18 protein-coding genes and 3 tRNA genes are annotated in these 16,554 nt (G+C 31.4%); 16 read left to right on the top strand and 5 right to left on the bottom strand.

Features of this window, described 5'->3' with window-relative positions; translation table 11 throughout:
- Positions 1–85 precede the first annotated feature (85 nt).
- The 6 genes from QHG34_RS02960 (at position 86) to mtgA (ending at position 4,334) form a co-directional block, all read left to right on the top strand.
- Entirely contained in the window at positions 86–976 is an 891-nt protein-coding gene (locus tag QHG34_RS02960; RefSeq protein ID WP_282628660.1) for a DnaJ C-terminal domain-containing protein, read from the top strand.
- 3 nt (positions 977–979) lie between these two features.
- Positions 980–1,237, top strand: coding sequence for a chaperone modulator CbpM (locus tag QHG34_RS02965; RefSeq protein WP_282628662.1), 258 nt, complete (start codon positions 980–982; stop codon positions 1,235–1,237).
- A gap of 67 nt (positions 1,238–1,304) precedes the next feature.
- The gene (rlmF, locus tag QHG34_RS02970; RefSeq protein WP_282628664.1) at positions 1,305–2,219 is read left to right on the top strand and encodes a 23S rRNA (adenine(1618)-N(6))-methyltransferase RlmF; all 915 of its coding nucleotides are present in this window, start codon (positions 1,305–1,307) and stop codon (positions 2,217–2,219) included.
- A 114-nt stretch (positions 2,220–2,333) separates the two neighbouring features.
- Positions 2,334–2,849, top strand: a complete 516-nt coding sequence (locus tag QHG34_RS02975) for a c-type cytochrome (protein WP_282628665.1) — start codon at positions 2,334–2,336, stop codon at positions 2,847–2,849.
- 155 nt (positions 2,850–3,004) lie between these two features.
- The gene (locus QHG34_RS02980) at positions 3,005–3,565 is read left to right on the top strand and encodes a hypothetical protein (RefSeq protein WP_282628666.1); all 561 of its coding nucleotides are present in this window, start codon (positions 3,005–3,007) and stop codon (positions 3,563–3,565) included.
- Positions 3,566–3,662: 97 nt separating this feature from the next.
- Positions 3,663–4,334, top strand: a complete 672-nt coding sequence (mtgA, locus tag QHG34_RS02985) for a monofunctional biosynthetic peptidoglycan transglycosylase (protein ID WP_282628667.1) — start codon at positions 3,663–3,665, stop codon at positions 4,332–4,334.
- A 36-nt stretch (positions 4,335–4,370) separates the two neighbouring features.
- Here mtgA and QHG34_RS02990 read toward each other — a convergent pair whose 3' ends face one another.
- Both QHG34_RS02990 and QHG34_RS02995 read right to left on the bottom strand, forming a co-directional pair.
- Positions 4,371–4,853: an N-acetyltransferase gene (locus QHG34_RS02990; RefSeq protein WP_282628668.1), complete on the bottom strand. Its 483-nt coding sequence runs from the start codon at positions 4,851–4,853 to the stop codon at positions 4,371–4,373.
- A 34-nt stretch (positions 4,854–4,887) separates the two neighbouring features.
- On the bottom strand, positions 4,888–5,643 hold the full coding sequence (locus QHG34_RS02995; protein WP_282628669.1) for a glycerophosphodiester phosphodiesterase: 756 nt from the start codon (positions 5,641–5,643) through the stop codon (positions 4,888–4,890).
- A gap of 170 nt (positions 5,644–5,813) precedes the next feature.
- Here QHG34_RS02995 and guaA point away from each other — a divergent pair, with 170 nt between their 5' ends.
- The 9 genes from guaA (at position 5,814) to QHG34_RS03040 (ending at position 12,780) form a co-directional block, all read left to right on the top strand.
- On the top strand, positions 5,814–7,346 hold the full coding sequence (guaA, locus tag QHG34_RS03000) for a glutamine-hydrolyzing GMP synthase (RefSeq protein WP_282628670.1): 1,533 nt from the start codon (positions 5,814–5,816) through the stop codon (positions 7,344–7,346).
- Positions 7,347–7,419: 73 nt separating this feature from the next.
- Positions 7,420–7,989, top strand: a complete 570-nt coding sequence (gene xpt, locus QHG34_RS03005; RefSeq protein ID WP_282628671.1) for a xanthine phosphoribosyltransferase — start codon at positions 7,420–7,422, stop codon at positions 7,987–7,989.
- Between the two features lie 68 nt (positions 7,990–8,057).
- The gene (locus QHG34_RS03010) at positions 8,058–9,230 is read left to right on the top strand and encodes a hypothetical protein (RefSeq protein ID WP_282628672.1); all 1,173 of its coding nucleotides are present in this window, start codon (positions 8,058–8,060) and stop codon (positions 9,228–9,230) included.
- Between the two features lie 145 nt (positions 9,231–9,375).
- Positions 9,376–9,446: transfer RNA gene (locus QHG34_RS03015), tRNA-Gln, on the top strand.
- Between the two features lie 91 nt (positions 9,447–9,537).
- Positions 9,538–9,608: transfer RNA gene (locus QHG34_RS03020), tRNA-Gln, on the top strand.
- 37 nt (positions 9,609–9,645) lie between these two features.
- Positions 9,646–9,716, top strand: a tRNA-Gln gene (locus QHG34_RS03025).
- 81 nt (positions 9,717–9,797) lie between these two features.
- The gene (locus QHG34_RS03030; RefSeq protein ID WP_282628673.1) at positions 9,798–10,340 is read left to right on the top strand and encodes an RNA polymerase sigma factor; all 543 of its coding nucleotides are present in this window, start codon (positions 9,798–9,800) and stop codon (positions 10,338–10,340) included.
- A gap of 44 nt (positions 10,341–10,384) precedes the next feature.
- Positions 10,385–10,951, top strand: coding sequence for a C40 family peptidase (locus QHG34_RS03035; RefSeq protein ID WP_282628674.1), 567 nt, complete (start codon positions 10,385–10,387; stop codon positions 10,949–10,951).
- 8 nt (positions 10,952–10,959) lie between these two features.
- The gene (locus tag QHG34_RS03040) at positions 10,960–12,780 is read left to right on the top strand and encodes a BamA/TamA family outer membrane protein (protein WP_282628675.1); all 1,821 of its coding nucleotides are present in this window, start codon (positions 10,960–10,962) and stop codon (positions 12,778–12,780) included.
- Between the two features lie 55 nt (positions 12,781–12,835).
- Here the strand turns inward: QHG34_RS03040 and QHG34_RS03045 are convergent, their stop codons facing one another.
- Together QHG34_RS03045 and rbfA are read right to left on the bottom strand one after the other, a co-directional pair.
- Complete coding sequence (locus tag QHG34_RS03045) at positions 12,836–14,020, bottom strand: ABC transporter permease (protein ID WP_282628676.1); 1,185 nt, start codon at positions 14,018–14,020, stop codon at positions 12,836–12,838.
- Positions 14,020–14,379 carry a 30S ribosome-binding factor RbfA gene (gene rbfA / locus QHG34_RS03050; RefSeq protein ID WP_282628677.1) on the bottom strand — a complete coding sequence of 120 codons (360 nt, stop codon included), beginning with the start codon at positions 14,377–14,379 and terminating at the stop codon, positions 14,020–14,022. Before rbfA ends, QHG34_RS03045 begins: the two co-directional genes overlap by 1 nt.
- Positions 14,380–14,473: 94 nt before the next feature.
- Here rbfA and QHG34_RS03055 point away from each other — a divergent pair, with 94 nt between their 5' ends.
- Positions 14,474–14,872 (top strand): group III truncated hemoglobin, encoded by a 399-nt coding sequence (locus QHG34_RS03055; protein ID WP_282628678.1) that lies wholly within the window; start codon positions 14,474–14,476, stop codon positions 14,870–14,872.
- 58 nt (positions 14,873–14,930) lie between these two features.
- Here QHG34_RS03055 and QHG34_RS03060 read toward each other — a convergent pair whose 3' ends face one another.
- Complete coding sequence (locus QHG34_RS03060) at positions 14,931–16,304, bottom strand: NAD-dependent succinate-semialdehyde dehydrogenase (RefSeq protein WP_282628679.1); 1,374 nt, start codon at positions 16,302–16,304, stop codon at positions 14,931–14,933.
- Positions 16,305–16,554 lie beyond the last annotated feature (250 nt).

The following is a 16,554-nucleotide window of genomic DNA, read 5'->3' on the forward strand; positions in this document are numbered from 1 at the left end:
AGATAAAAAACGAATATTTTACGTTAATGTATTATAGAATGGTCTTGATTTTGATTAAATTAGAATGAAAAATTTATAAATTATTATGGCTTTTATAGATTACTATACAATATTAGGTTTGCCAAAAACGGCAACACAAGAAGAAATAAAGAAAGCTTACCGAAAGTTAGCACGAAAATATCATCCTGATCTTAATCCAAATAACGAAGAAGCTGCGCAAAAGTTCAAAGAATTGAACGAAGCGAACGAAGTTTTGAGCGATACTGAAAAACGTAAAAAATACGATAAGTATGGTGAAAACTGGCAACATGGTGAAGAGTACGAGAAAGCTCGTCAAAATCAGCAACAACAACATTCGTATTCAGATTTTGATGGAGCACAAGGTTTCGGAGATTTTGATGGTTATTCAGACTTTTTTGGATCTATGTTTGGACGAGAAGGGCGTAGTAGATCAACTGGTTATAAAGGACAAGATGTTAATGCAAGTTTAACGCTTAATTTGACTGATGTTTTAGTTGATCAAAAACAGACGTTAACTGTAAATGGTAAAAACATCAGAATAACAATTCCTGCCGGTGTAGAAGATGGACAAACGATCAAAATAAAAGGGCATGGTGGTCAAGGTTACAACAATGGTCCTAATGGAGATTTATACATTACGTTTCATATCAATAATAACACAAAATTTGAGATAAATGGAGCGGATTTATCTACAACAGTTGAAGTGGATTTGTACGATGCAATTCTAGGAGGAGAAGTTACAATTGAAACGCTTTCTGGTAAAGTAAAAGTTCCGATTAAAGAAGGAACAGAGAATAATAAAAAGGTAAAATTGAAAGGAAAAGGTTTACCAATTTATAAAAAAGCAGAGCAGTTTGGAGATTTTTATGTCACATTTTTAATTAAAGTTCCAACCAACTTATCTGCCGAAGAAAAAGAATTGTTTGAAAAATTACGTTCAATTAAAAAAGCTTAAACCATGAAAAATATAACGATATCAGTTGTTCAGTTTAGTCAATATCATCAGATTGAACCTCAGTTTGTACTAGATTTATATCAAAACGGATTAGTTGTTTTACACGAACGTAATCAAGAATTTTTCATCGAAGAAGATGATTTAACAAATGTAGAACGTTACATCAAATTTCATTACGAATTAGGTGTAAACCTTGAAGGATTAGAAGTGATTAGTCATCTTTTGAAACAGATTGAAGTATTACAAAAACAAATTAAATAATCAAAACCAAAACAACCTTTGCACTAAACTGCAAAGGTTGTCTTATTTTTGCACAAATATTTTTCCAATGAGTACTCCTGAAAAGAAGACCAATATCAAAAAATTACATTCGCGTAATCGTCATTTGGCGCCCTATAATTTCGAAAAATTGTGTGCGATTTATCCACCACTTTCTAAATATATTAAACCAAATAGAGAGAACGAACCAACGATCACTTTTTCTGATCGCGAAGCTGTAAAAGCTTTAAACAAAGCTTTATTAAAAACCTATTATGATATTGATTATTGGGAGTTGCCAAAGGATAATTTATGTCCTCCGATTCCTGGTCGTGCTGATTATATCCATTATGCTGCTGATTTGTTAGGCGAAAAATTTGATGGTGTAATTCCTCGTGGAAAAGATGTAAAAGTCTTAGACATTGGCGTTGGAGCAAATTGTATTTATCCAATTGTAGGAAATTATGAATACGATTGGAATTTCGTTGGAGCTGAGTTAGATTATGAATCGCACAAAAATGCAGAAGAAATTGTGCGTAAAAATGCGAGATTACGTAATAAAGTAGAGATCAGAATGCAGTTTAATCCAAATAATATTTTCAAAAATATCATTAAACAAGGAGAAAAATTTGACATCACGATTTGTAATCCACCATTCTTTAAATCGAATCAAGAAGTGATGGAACAAACGATGCGTAAATTAAGAAATCTGGGTCAAAAATCGGATCAAAAACCGATTCAGAATTTTGGTGGAAATAATTCAGAGCTTTGGTGTAGAGGTGGAGAACGTTTGTTTATCACAAAAATGATCAAAGAAAGTGTTGAATTTAAACATCAAGTAAAATGGTTTACAACATTAGTTTCTCGTAAAGAAAATCTTCGCATTCTTGAAAGCGTTTTGAAACGTGAAAAAGTAAGAGAATACAAAATAATAAATATGCAACAAGGAAACAAAGTTTCACGTTTGCTAGTATGGCGTTTTTAAACGATTGTAAGTAAGATTTGTAAATGAGTTATTTAAAATTATTCCAAATTTTTAAGGAGTAATTTTTGGGATTAATTATTGTTTTACCTTGGGTATAATAAAAAAAGACTCAATATGAAATCGAAAAGAATTATAGCATCGTTAGGTGTAGTTGCATTATTATTTAGCATTTTTTCATTTACAACTTCTCATAAAATTGATTTGGGAAAAGAAGTTTCTGCATCTGAATGGAAAAATTTAAAAGTTTTACCGCAAAATATCTCGGAAGATAGTCTGAAAGGTTTGATGAGAGGATATAATGATGCATTAGGAGTGAAATGTAATTTCTGTCACGCAAATAATCCTGAAACAAAGAAGATGGATTTTGCAAGTGATGCAAAAAAAGAGAAAGAATTTGCACGACACATGATTGTAATGACACGTGATATAAATGCGAAAAATTTCAACTGGGAAAATGCCAAAAATCCTGAACAAATAAATGTTGTAACATGTGTTATGTGTCACAGAGGAAACGAAAGTCCAACAAAATCTTTGGTTAAACCTGTTGATGTAGAATTGAAAAGTGTAAAAGACGTTGCAAAAGATAAATTAGTTCCAGCGACTGGTTCGGCGATAGTTGAGAAAAAATAAAGATTACAAATAAAACCTCTATTGTAAAATGGAGGTTTTATTTTAAGAAATATATTCAACACATTTGATTTTTCTTGAAGAAGTTTTATTTTAGTGCGAGTATATAGTTATTTCTTAGAAATCTATATTGTACAAAAATCCATTAGAATACAAGAATGAAAGAAAAAATTGTAAGTTATAGTTTGAAATTTATCAAAGATATAATTCCTGTAATTGCGGGAATTTTAATCGCACTTTTTATTGATAATTGGAATTCTTCACGAAAAGATAAAATGTATATTGATCAAGTGTTTATAACAATCAATAATGAATTAAAAGATACTAAAACGGCGATTGATGAAAATATTCCGAAACAAGAAGCTTTGATTGATGCATTTGAAAAAGAATCGGATAATCCAAATATGAAAGTTATGAATGTTGTAATGAATTCTAAAGGAATATTTATGCCTCAAATAAAGCTTAATGCATGGAAATCGGTTTCCAATACCAAAATTGATTTAATAGAGTATAAAAAAATAAATGCACTTTCTAATATTGAAGATTTAAAAACAATATTGAATAATAAAGTTGATTTTTTGATGAGTTTTTTATATAACAATATAAATGCAACAGATAGAAATACGAAACAAACATTTAAAATGATTCTTCAAGATATTCTTCAAACCGAAATTACATTGCAAAAATATATAGACTCGTATCAAAAGAGTTTAAGATAAATTAAAGAATAAAAAAACTCCAATGTAAAATGGAGTTTTTTTATTTCCAAAATTCAATAAATCGTATAACTTTGCTTTCATAATTTAAAGAAATAAGATGTTTAAATCTATTCGTAAGGTTCTACTTTATCTTTTTGTAGCTCATCTAGTATACATTGTTGCATTAAAATGGATTAATCCTCCATTTACAATAACACAAGTTCAACAAGGGTTTGAACAAGGAAAATTTAAACGAGATTATATTGCCTATGATGAAATGGGACGAAATATAAAATTGGCTGTAATTGGTTCCGAAGATCAAAAATTTCCTGTTCATAACGGATTTGATATGGACGGAATACAAGAAGCAATCGAAAAAAATAAAGAAGGTAAAAAACTTCGTGGAGGTTCTACGATTTCTCAACAAGTAGCAAAAAATGTGTTTTTGTGGCAAGGTAGATCTTGGTTGAGAAAAGGATTAGAAGTTTATTTTACGTTTATGATCGAAAAAATTTGGGGTAAAGAGCGAATTTTAGAAATGTACTTGAATACATCAGAAATGGGAATTGGTGTTTTTGGTGTTGAAGCAGCGTCAGAATATTATTTTAATAAACCTGCTAAAGATTTAACCAAAAATGAAGCGGCTCGAATTGCAGCAGCTTTGCCATTACCACGAAAATATAATGTAAATCCGCCTTCATCTTTTATCAGCAGACGTGCCAGTCATATCGAGCGACAAATGCGAAATATACAAGGAAGGGCTGATTTGGAAAAAGTTTTAGGGAAATAAAATAGAAAAGAGAAGTTAATAAGCTTTTTTATTTTATCATTCTCTCCAATTAATTTTAACCGCAGAAATTTTATCCAATTCCAATCGAGTTTCAGGAAGTAAACTGAAATCGTTTTTCATATAAAAAGACAATGGAGAACGATAAGGCTCTCCATTCGCTTTTGTATCTTTATCGTGGTCGATTACCCAACCATTTAGTTCTGTCGAAAATGTTTTCAATCGATTAAGAATTTTACGTCCCAAACCAATTTGATGTAATTCCCTATCAACAATTATTGCAAACCATTTTTCATAATCTCTTTCAAAAATCACCGCCCAAGCTTGCATTTGATTGTTTTCATCTACAGCAAAAAAATGTTTCGCGTCAATCAAACTATTCAGGTAATTTTCGGCATCATTCAAACTCTCAAAAGCCAAATTAATAGGATATTCATTGTTCCAAATTTTAAAAATATAATCTTTATGAATTTGGTTTAATGTTGTAAACGAATAGATTTCGAATGAGTTAAGTTTAGACATGAAATGATTTCTTATTCCGCTAAATATACTAAAATTATTTAGTCAAAATTTCTTTTAAAATCAAAGGTTTGTCGGTTGTAATATAATCTACTTTTAAGTCTATCATTTCTTGCATTACTTTAGGTTCGTTAACTGTCCAAACATTAACCAATAAACCCAAATCTTTTGCTTCTTTTACCCAAGTTGGGTTTTTCTGAAAAACTTTATAATTATAGTCAATTCCATTCCAATTTTTCGCTTTTACTTCTTTAGGAGACAAATCACCGTTCAAATAAGAAACATGTAATTTTGGTGATAATTTTTTAAATTCATCACAAATATTTTGGCTAAAAGAAATGATTTCTACTTGTTTTTCAACTTTATGTTTTTTGATGATTTCGATTGCTTTTTTTACTGCACGATCTTCGTTTGCTTTTGATGAATGAGGTTTTAATTCGAAAATTAATTTGAAATTTTTATTCTTTTTTCCTTGTTCAAAATATTCTTCCAAAGTTGGCATATTTTCGTTGTTTGCCAATTTTAAGGTTTTCAAAAGAGAAGAATTTGTCGTTTCAATAGTATGACCTTGGTAATGATCATCATGATTTACCATCAAAACATCGTCAGCGCTAATCAAAACATCAAATTCAGAACCATAAGCATTAATATCTTGAGCAGATTTTAAAGATTTGACCGAGTTTTTCGCATTATTTTCGGTGTCCCAATAACCGCGATGAGCAATAATTTTTTGAGCATTTGCCATATTTGTAAGCATAAAGGTTGTTAAGGCAGTAAATATAAATTTTTTCATGATGAATTATTTTTTTCGGAGTAAAATTATTTTGTTTAGAGGATTTGGAGGTTACCTAAAGATTAAGAAGTCAAAAAATCATCAAAATCTGTCGAAAAGCAGTAAATTTTGGATCGAATAAAATTGCGATTCAGACGAATTTCCCTTAATTTTGCACAAAGACAAACACAATGACGCAAGGAATTATTATTTTAGATTTTGGCTCGCAATACAATCAGTTAATCGCGCGCCGAATTCGAGAATTTGGAGTTTATACAGAAATTATTCCCTACAACACTTCAATCGAAGAAATCAAAAAACACAATCCAAAAGGAATTATTTTATCAGGAGGACCTTCTTCAGTTTTTGGAGATGAAGCTGCTTTGGTAGAAAAAGAATTATTCGAAATGGGCGTTCCTGTTTTTGGAATTTGCTACGGAATGCAATTGATTTCGCACTTATTAGGAGGAGAAGTAAAAAAAGGTGAAAAAGGAGAATATGGAAAATCGGAATTAACAGTTTTAGCACAAAACAGTTTATTCGCAGGTGTTCCAGAACAATCTACAGTTTGGATGAGCCACTTTGACGAAGTGATGACAGCGCCAACAGGATTTACAATTTCAGGAAAATCAAACATAGATATTGCGGCAATCGCAAACGAAGATAAAAAGATTTTTGCAGTACAATTTCACCCAGAAGTAACGCATTCAGAATATGGTTCAACAATGTTAGAGAACTTTGTTTTTAATATTTGTCAGGCTGAAAAGAATTGGGTTTTAAAAGATTTTATCGAAACAGAAATTGCTCGTATAAAAGAAGTAGTTGGTGATAAAAAAGTAATTTTAGGACTTTCTGGAGGTGTAGATTCTTCTGTTGCTGCGGTTTTGATTCATCGTGCAATTGGCGATCAATTAACTTGTATTTTTGTTGATACTGGTTTATTGAGAAAAGATGAAGGGAAAAAAGTAATGGAAAATTACGGAAAACACTTCAACATGAACATCAAAATGGTGGATGCTTCAGAACGTTTCTTAACAAACTTGAAAGGTATCGACGAACCAGAGGCAAAACGTAAATCAATTGGTAAAGATTTCGTAGCTGTTTTTGATGAAGAATCAAATAAATTTGAAGATGCAGCATTCTTAGCGCAAGGAACTATTTATCCTGATGTAATCGAATCGCAATCTGTAAAAGGACCTTCTGCAACTATTAAATCTCACCACAATGTTGGTGGATTACCAGAAGATATGAAACTTCAATTGTTAGAACCATTACGCGAATTATTCAAAGATGAAGTGCGTAAAGTTGGAGTAGAATTAGGTATTCCTCGCGAATTAGTTTACCGTCATCCATTTCCAGGACCAGGTTTAGGAATTCGTGTTTTAGGAGAAGTTGACGAAGAAAAAGTACGTATTTTACAAGAAGCTGATCAAATTTTTATTGATGAGCTTTATGCACATAATTTATACGACGAAGTTTCTCAAGCTTTCGTGGTGTTATTACCTGTAAAATCTGTTGGAGTAATGGGAGATGAGCGTACGTACGAATATACAGCGGTTGTTCGTTCAGCAAATACGATTGATTTTATGACAGCAACTTGGTCTAAATTACCTTATGAATTCTTAGAATTAGTTTCGAACAGAATTATCAATGAGGTAAAAGGAATCAACCGTGTAGCCTATGATATCAGCTCAAAACCACCAGCAACTATCGAGTGGGAATAAGCTAAAAAATATATCAAAGCCAGCCAATGTGCTGGCTTTTTTTCTATGTAAACTTTAAAAAACTAAATATTAAATGGAACTTTTAAAAGAAAGAATTCTGAAGGATGGAAAAAGTTTCGATGGTGGAATTCTAAAAGTTGATAGTTTTATCAATCACCAAATGGACCCTGTTCTGATGAAAGCAATTGCTTCCGAATTTGTTCAACGATTTTCGGATTTAAATATTAATAAAATTATTACAATCGAAGCGAGTGGTATTGCACCAGCTATTATGGTTGGACTAGAATTGAATTTGCCTGTTGTTTTCGTAAAAAAAGCTAAGCCTAAAACTATGGCTGATTTTTATGCATCACAAGTATATTCATTCACAAAAGACAGAACATATGATGTTTGTGTAAGCAGTCAATTTCTGAATGAAAAGGATAATGTTATTTTTATTGATGATTTCTTAGCGAACGGAAATGCAGCTTTGGGTGTTGAGGATTTGATTAAACAAGCAGGAGCAAACCTTTTGGGAATGGGATTTATCATCGAAAAATCTTTTCAAGAAGGTCGCGATCGTTTATTGAATGAAAACATCAGAGTTGAATCTTTAGTAAGACTAAAATCTTTAGGAGATAATTCAGTCATTTTTGAAGAATAATATATAAGTAATAAAGCCAATTTGTTTTGGCTTTCTTTTTGCTTAAGAAAAACCATATTTAGACGCATATGAAAATAAAATTACTTGCTTTAACACTTACAATCTTACTATTTACAGCTTGCAATTCGTACAAATCTGCTAATACAGCATTAGTTTCTGGTAACTTTCAGCAAGCTTTTGAGCAATCTACACAAGCTTATTTCAAAAATCCATCGGAGAAAAATGGAATCAAATATGTTCCATTAATTTTTGAAGCTTATCATAAAGGACAGCAAGCTGATGAAAATCGCTTGAAAGAGATTGAAACTTTGACAAATCCATCAAAATATCAAGAAGCTTATCAGGTAATCAATAGGTTACAAGACAGACAAAAGACTATTTCGGGTATTAATGGGCGAATGGTAAATGGAAAGAATTATAATTTCAAAATCAAAGATTATTCAGCAGCTTATAAAACGATTCAAGAAAAATATGCTCAATTTTTATACGATGATGGAAAATCTTTTCTTAATCAAGGTGGAAAATTGAATGCGCAAACTGCTTTTCAAAAGTTTGAAGTTTTAGAAACTGTTTATTCTAACTTTAAGGATACAAGAAGTTTGATGAATACTGCACGAGCAAATGGAATGTACAAGGTTTTGGTACAATTAATTAATAATACAGAAGTTGTAATTCCTAAAATGTTAGAGAAAGATTTATTAGATTTTAACTCGTATGGATTAGACTCAAGATGGACCGAATTTTATTCAGGAAAATTAAATAGTTCGTACGATTATGTGATTCAGCTAAGTTTTGAAACTATTAATGTTTCGCCAGAACGAGAAAAAATTGAAGTGCACAACTTTGAGAAACGAATTGTAGACGGAAAAGAAGAGTTGGTACAGAATGGAGAAGTGGTAAAAGACAAAGACGGAAAACCAGTAATGGTGGATCGTTATATCACTGTGAAAAGCCGTTTCGAAGAAATGCAGCGAATCAAAGAAGCAGCAATAACAGCGCGATATTTTTTAGTAGATAATCAGAGAGAGCAAACGTTAGAATCTAAAAATTTGGTGAGTCAATTTATTTTTACAGATTCTTACGGAACTTATAAAGGTGATCGACGTTCTTTGGATCGGGATTATTTGAATATGATTGGTAGAAGACCAGTTCCATTTCCGTCAAATGAACAAATGATCTTTGATTGTGGACAAGATTTGAAACGTAAATTTAAGAGCGAAATAGCTAGAATGAAGCTTTGATAAAAATAATTTGAAAAATTTAATCATTTTTTAAAATTCATTTTCAATACATTATCAAAACAAACGTCTGTTTTAGCTAAAAACTTGTAAAATTAGTTTTGGAGAATTAAAAAACCTTTCTATATTTGCACAGCAATTAAGACATAGACCCATGGTGTAACGGTAGCACATCGGTTTTTGGTGCCGCTAGTTGGGGTTCGAATCCCTGTGGGTCTACAAAAGTCTTATGCCTCGATAAGCAATTGTTGAGGCATTTTTATCTAACTTAGTTAATAAATAATTGCAAAAATTGAAATAAAATTTAGTCAGACCCATGGTGTAACGGTAGCACATCGGTTTTTGGTGCCGCTAGTTGGGGTTCGAATCCCTGTGGGTCTACAATTTTTCTTTTCAATTTTATATAATAATCATGGACAGACCCATGGTGTAACGGTAGCACATCGGTTTTTGGTGCCGCTAGTTGGGGTTCGAATCCCTGTGGGTCTACAGATTTCTAAGCTTCAATAGTATTATTGAAGCTTTTTTTATTCGTACAATTTTGCTATATTTATAATAGTTGAATTTAAAATGACTTTAGAAAATATAATTTTAGAAGCTAAAAAAGGTAAACGTAACGCTCAGAATGCAGTGATTGAACTTTTGTGGAATAAAGTGTACAATTATGTTTTTGGGAAAATCAGAAATGAAGAAGAGGCAGAAGATATCGCTATTGAAACGTTTACGAAGGTTTTTACTAAACTAAAATTGTATAACGAAGATTTTGATTTCACGACTTGGGTTATTTCTATTGCGCATAATACGATGATAGATCATATCCGAAAATCGCCTAAGTTGAATATCTCTTTAGATGATGACACAAATTTTCTAGAAATACTAGAAGATCAACCTTCTCCTGAAGAATACTTAATTTTGAAACAAGATAACGATAAACTAATTACAGCAATTGCTCAACTTAGAGAGCCTTATCAACGAATTATAGAGTTACGTTATTTGGAAGATAAAACTTACAAAGAGATTGCAGAAGAACTCAATTTATCTTTAGCAAATGTTAAAGTCCGACTTTTACGTGCCAAACAATTGTTAATGGAGGTGATGCAAAATAATAATTAACTACTTTAAACGTTTAATTAGAAGTTACTCAAATTTGATGAACGATGGAGAAAAGAGTTTACATAGTGATGATATTATTAGGAAGTTTAATTTTAACTTCTTGTGGTAGTAGTAAAGTAACTTCATATAAAAAAGTAGGCTCAAAAAAAGTTTACACTTCATCTAAAAGTTCAAAGAAAGAAAATTCTTCAAGTGTTTTTCGATCAGTTAATGCTGATGATTCTGCTCCACGAGGAATTAGTAAAATATTAAAAACAGCAAAATCTTATATAGGAACTCCATATAAATATGGTGGAACGACGTCTTCTGGTTTTGATTGTTCTGGTTTAGTTTACATCAGTTTCAAAGAAATGGATATAGAACTTCCTCGCAGATCAAGCGATCAAGCTGGTTATGGAAAAGAAATAAATGTCGAAAATGTTAAAATTGGAGACTTAATATTTTTTAACACTTCAGGAAATTCAATCTCTCATGTAGGGATTGTAGAAAGCATAAGTCACGATGGATCAATTAGTTTTGTTCATTCTTCCACTTCAAAAGGTGTCATGATTTCTTCATTAGACGAAAATTATTGGAAAACTAGATTTGTAAAAGCCGTCAGACTTTTATAAATTGAAACGTGATAAAATTTCGACCTTCTATATTATTCCTTTTTGGTATATTTTTTTTCGTATCATTTCTTGCAAAAGCTCAAGTAGATAGTGTAAGGATAGATACTGTTCAAATTGAAAATAAAGAGCATTCGAAGTTCAGAAAATTCTACGAACGAATACTATTCAAGAAGAAAAAAACAAGTTTCCCGATTCAGCCAAATTATCGTGACGAAGATCTTTATGAAGGAAAAATTATTCGTAATATTTACTACAAAACGCAAGATCCTTTTGGTTATTCGTTAAATGATACCACAAAGCGCCCTACAAAATGGTTAGAGCGTGCTGGAAATACGTTACATGGAAAATCAAAGAACTTTGTTTTACGGCAAAATTTACTTTTTAAGAAAGGCGAAAAATATGATTCGATTAAAGTTTCAGAATCAGAACGTTTAATTCGTACCAATCGTTCTATTCGTAGAGTAGAAATAAAAGGGAATTTAGTAGGGAATGATTCAGTTGATATTTATGTTAATTCGATTGATTCTTGGAGCATGTTTATTACCGGTTCGTTATCAAGTTCTAAAGTAGGAATTCGTGTCAGAGAGCGTAATTTTTTAGGAATAGGACATATTTTGGATAATCGTTATCGACACAATTATAAAACAGGTAATTCACTATATCAATTCAATTATACTGTTCCCAATATTGCGCAAACCCGAATTATAGGAAATATTCGATATTTTAAAAACGAAGACAATCATTATACAAAATCGTTAAGTTTTGTTCGTCCATTTTATTCACCATTAGCTCATTACGCAGGAGGAGTTTCCGTAGGGCAAGTCTTTTTTAGAGATTCTTTAGATTACAACAAACCTGTGTTGGAGATGAATAGTTTTAAATATAATTATCAAGATTATTGGTTAGCAAGAGCATTTAAGATCAATAATTTTGCTTCAGATAAAATTACAAACTTTATTGTTTCTGCTCGATTTTATGATCGCACTTTTAAAGAAACGCCATCATTAGAAAATGATCCAGCACAATATTTTTCTGATCAGACCAATTATATGGTAGGACTTGGTATTTCTTCTCGCCGATATGAGAAAACACGATTCATTTTTAATTATGATATTGACGAAGATATTGCGATAGGTAAATCTGCAGGATTGATTTTTGGTCAGCAAAATATACGTCATACAAATCGTTATTATCTTGGAGGAAAAGCTTCTATTGGTGGTTTTATTAATTCAGGATTTTGGGGGATAAGTGCCGAATATGGTGGTTTTTTTAATAGAGGTAAATTTGAACAGAAAACACTTTCGTTAGAATTGCAATATATGTCAAAATTATCTTCATGGGGAAGATGGCGTTTCAGAAATTTTGCGAAAACAAATTATTTATATGGTGATAGCCGTCTTGATTCGCCTGCAGACCAGCTAACTTTACACGAGCATGATTATTTGGGAATGGCAGGTTTTAAATCAGATAGAGGGCTTATGGGACAACAAAAGCTGATGTTTGAATATCAATTGCAATCTTATCCACCTTATCAATTTTTAGGATTCCGTATTTCACCTTTTTTCAATGCGATGGCAGCTGCAATAGGAGATAATAAGAAATTTATTTTTAATAGTAATCCTATTTATACGCGGTTTAGCTTGGGCGTAATGTTGACGAATGACTATTTTGTGTTTAACAATATTCGTTTTTCGTTATCGTATTATCCAAATATTCCTGGTCAGGGAGAAAATCTAATCAAAACAAATTTGATTGACAACCGAGATTACCAAATGATGGATTTTGATTTCTCTAAACCAAATTACATTCGTTGGAATCGTTGGGATTAAATATAAAAAGCTCGAAGATTTCTTCGAGCTTTTTGATTGAATTTTATTGATGATTTTACTTCACTTGTCGTGATACAACCCACGAAACTAAACTTCCTAATCCTAAAACTGTCACAATTACAGCGATAAAATTCTGTATCGAGAATAAGAAAGGAAATGGAATAGTAGGAGATGCCATTACTAAACCAAAATTAATTTGTAATAAACCAATTACAGATGCAATCAGTAATCCAGTTATCATGGCAATTGATGTAATAATAAACCCTGTAAAAAAGAAGATGTTTCTAATTTTTTTACGAGAAAGACCAAAACTATACATGGTTTGTATTTCCTTGGTTTTATCTAAAATCAAAATAATAATTGTTCCGGCAAGATTAAAACAAGCAATAATTATCACCAAAGTAAAGATGAGGTAACTGATTAGGTTTTCCATGTTCATTACTTTCAGAAAGGCTGAATCTAAATCTTGTCTTGTCTCAATTTTATATTGATTTCCAAGTGATTTTTGTAACTCAGCTTTTACTTCATTAAGCGATTTTTTACCCGTTGTTTTTACTTCAATCCCATAATATTGATTCTCTTTTAATTGTAATAATTCTTGAGCTAAACCTAATGTTGTGAAAATATGTTTGTCATATTGTTCGTTCAACATAAAAACACCAGAGCTATACGCTTCTTTCTGTGTAAAAGCATCACTTTCTTGCTTTATAAGTCCAGTTCCTGCTTTAGGCATCATCAAATCTGCTGGTGTTATAGGATCTACATAAAGCTGAAGACGTTCTGCAATACCGGCAGAAACGATAAAATTATCATTTCGATTAAAATCTAAATATTGTCCACCATAAACAACAGTATCTAAACGAGTAACTTTGGTAAAGTTTTCGTCAATACCTTTCAAATAAGCAATATCTTGCTTCCCTCGATAATCGATGTATACTTTTTCTTCAATTATTTTCGAAAAAGCTTTGACATCTTTTTGTTGTTTTAGTTGATTGACTACAAAGTTTGTACTGTCTAAAATTTTACCTTTGGCTGGAGAAATTTTGATTTCAGGATTTACATTACTATAATATTTCAGATTCATTTTTTCTAAACCCGAAAACACTGACAAAATAATAAATAAAGCAGATGTCGCTACCAAAATAGCACCAACTGCAATCGATGTAATAATGTTTACAGCGTTTGTATTCGTTTTTGAGAAAATGTAGCGTTTCGCAATGTAAAGTGAAATGTTTTTCATTACAAGATTGGATTATTTCCTTCTCCTTTTAAAGCTTTGTCTATTTTATCAATTTCGTCTAACGAATTATCCAAAATAAAGATTAATTCTGGTGTAATACGCATTTGTTTTGAAGCTCCATTTGATAAAACTCCTCTAAAGAAGGGAATATTTTCTTTGATTGCTTTAAAAATTTCGTCTTTCTGCGTATTAGGAAAAATGCTTACATAGATTTTTGAAACTCCTAAATCTGGTGTTACTTTCACTTCTGTTACACTTATTAAATTACCAGGAAATTCTTCTACAGTCCATTTTCTGAACGCTTCTGCTAAATCTTCTTGAAATAATTTACTTACTTTTTGTTGTCTATTGCTATCCAATTCTATTCATTTTTATGAGACCGTAAAATTACTGCATTTTTTCGTGATTAAAAACATTGAGGTTACAATTCAACTTCTTTGTAAATTTGTTTCTATGAAAAAAGATATCGAAACTTCAAAAGATGTTGCTTTATTGGTAAATATGTTTTACGATAAAGTGCAAAAAGATGATGTCATTGGTTACTTTTTTTCAGAAGTTGCAAAGGTAAATTGGGACGAACATTTGCCACATATGATTCAGTTTTGGGAAACTGTTTTGTTAGGCAAAGCAACTTTTGAAGGTTGGCCAATGCGTACACATTTGGTTTTGAGTCAGAAAGAAAAATTAAAACCACACCATTTCGAACGTTGGATTGAATTGTGGTACGGAATAATTGACGAAAAATTTAAAGGAGAAATAGCAAATGAAGCTAAAAATAGAGCTAAAATTATGCGTGATTTAATTCTTTTCAAAATTGACCAAATGGAACAAAAACAAGGATTTATTCAATAAAAAAATGCAACTTTTATGAAGTTGCATTTTTTGTATTATTTTAGATATGATTGAAAAATTATTTCGCAATCATAATTAATTTTTTATTGATAAACTCCATAATTCCAGCTTTAGAAAGTTCGCGTCCGTAACCCGAATGTTTTACTCCACCAAAAGGTAAATCTGGACTTGAAGAAACCTGTTTGTTCACGTAAACCATTCCCGAATCTATTCTACGAGCTATTTTCTCTGCATTTGGAACATCTTCTGTGTAAATAGAAGCACCTAAACCATAAGGTGTATCATTCGCAATTTTGATTGCTTCTTCTACATCTTTCACTTTCCAAATACAAACCACAGGACCAAAAACTTCTTCGTCATAAGCTTTCATTCCAGGTTTTAAATCTGTTAAAATTGTTGGTTGCAAAAAGAAACCATCACGATCGATACGTTTTCCTCCTGATACAATTGTTGCTCCTTTATCTGCTGAATCATTAATTTGTTCAACTAATTTTTCTAATGCACTTTCCGAGCTTACAGGTCCCATATTGGTATCTGCCTGTGTAGGATCACCAACTTTCATTCCATTTACATAATCCGTAATTTTTTTCAAATATTCGTCGTAAATACCTTCTTGTACAATAATACGTTTCGAAGAAGTACAGGCTTGTCCAGCATTACGTAAACGCCCATTAATTGTTCCGTTCATTACTTTTTCGATATCCGCATCATTCAAAACAATCATTGGATCAGATCCTCCAAGTTCTAAAACAGAAGGTTTGATTAATTGACCCGCTAAACTAGCAACTTGAGATCCAGCGGCTTCGGAACCAGTTAAAGAAACACCAACAATTTTTGGATTATTGATAATTGCATCTGTATCTTTTCCTGACATCAACAAGTTTTTGTACAAACCTTTTGGAGCACCAGAAGCTGTAAACATTTCTTCGAAAGCGATTCCACATTGTGGAATATTAGAAGCTGTTTTCAAAACGACAGTGTTACCAGCCATAATATGAGGACCAGCAAAACGTGCAATTTGAGAAAAAGGAAAATTCCAAGGCATAACACCTAACAGTACACCAATAGGTTCTGAAACCACATAAGCGTCGCCTTTTTCTGTTTGTAAAGGAACATTTGCCAAGAATTCTTCTGCATTATCAGCATAATATTCGATAATATTAGCACTATAATCAATTTCGATTTCACTTTCATACAATGGTTTTCCCATTTCTGTTGTAATCAAAGCAGCTAAACGAGCTTTTTGTTTACGCATTTCGTTCGCAACACGTTTCATTACAGCTTTTCTTTCTTCGAAAGATTCGAATCGCCATGTTTGATATAATTCGTTTGCGTCGTCTATATATTGATTGATTTCTTCGCTTGTGTAGGCTTGAAATTCTTTTTCGATTTTACCTGTAGCAGGATTTAATGTTCTGATTGAACTTGCCATTTCACTCTTTATTTAATGTATACAAAGTTGTAGCAATTCTCGTTCCTAACAAAACTTTTAGGATAAATAAAACTGATAGTTTGTTGAATAAAACTAAATGTAGTTGATTGTTTAGTTTTTATATTAATTTGAGTTAGATAATTTGTTTACTCAATTAAGAAATTTTTCTTTTTCGAAATGTTCAAAGATTTAGATTTCTTGATAGGTTTGATAAGATAATGAATTAAAGAAAGCGTCATTCTGAACTTGA

It is taken from the genome of Empedobacter sedimenti, from assembly GCF_030005555.1.
Classification (GTDB): domain Bacteria; phylum Bacteroidota; class Bacteroidia; order Flavobacteriales; family Weeksellaceae; genus Empedobacter; species Empedobacter sedimenti.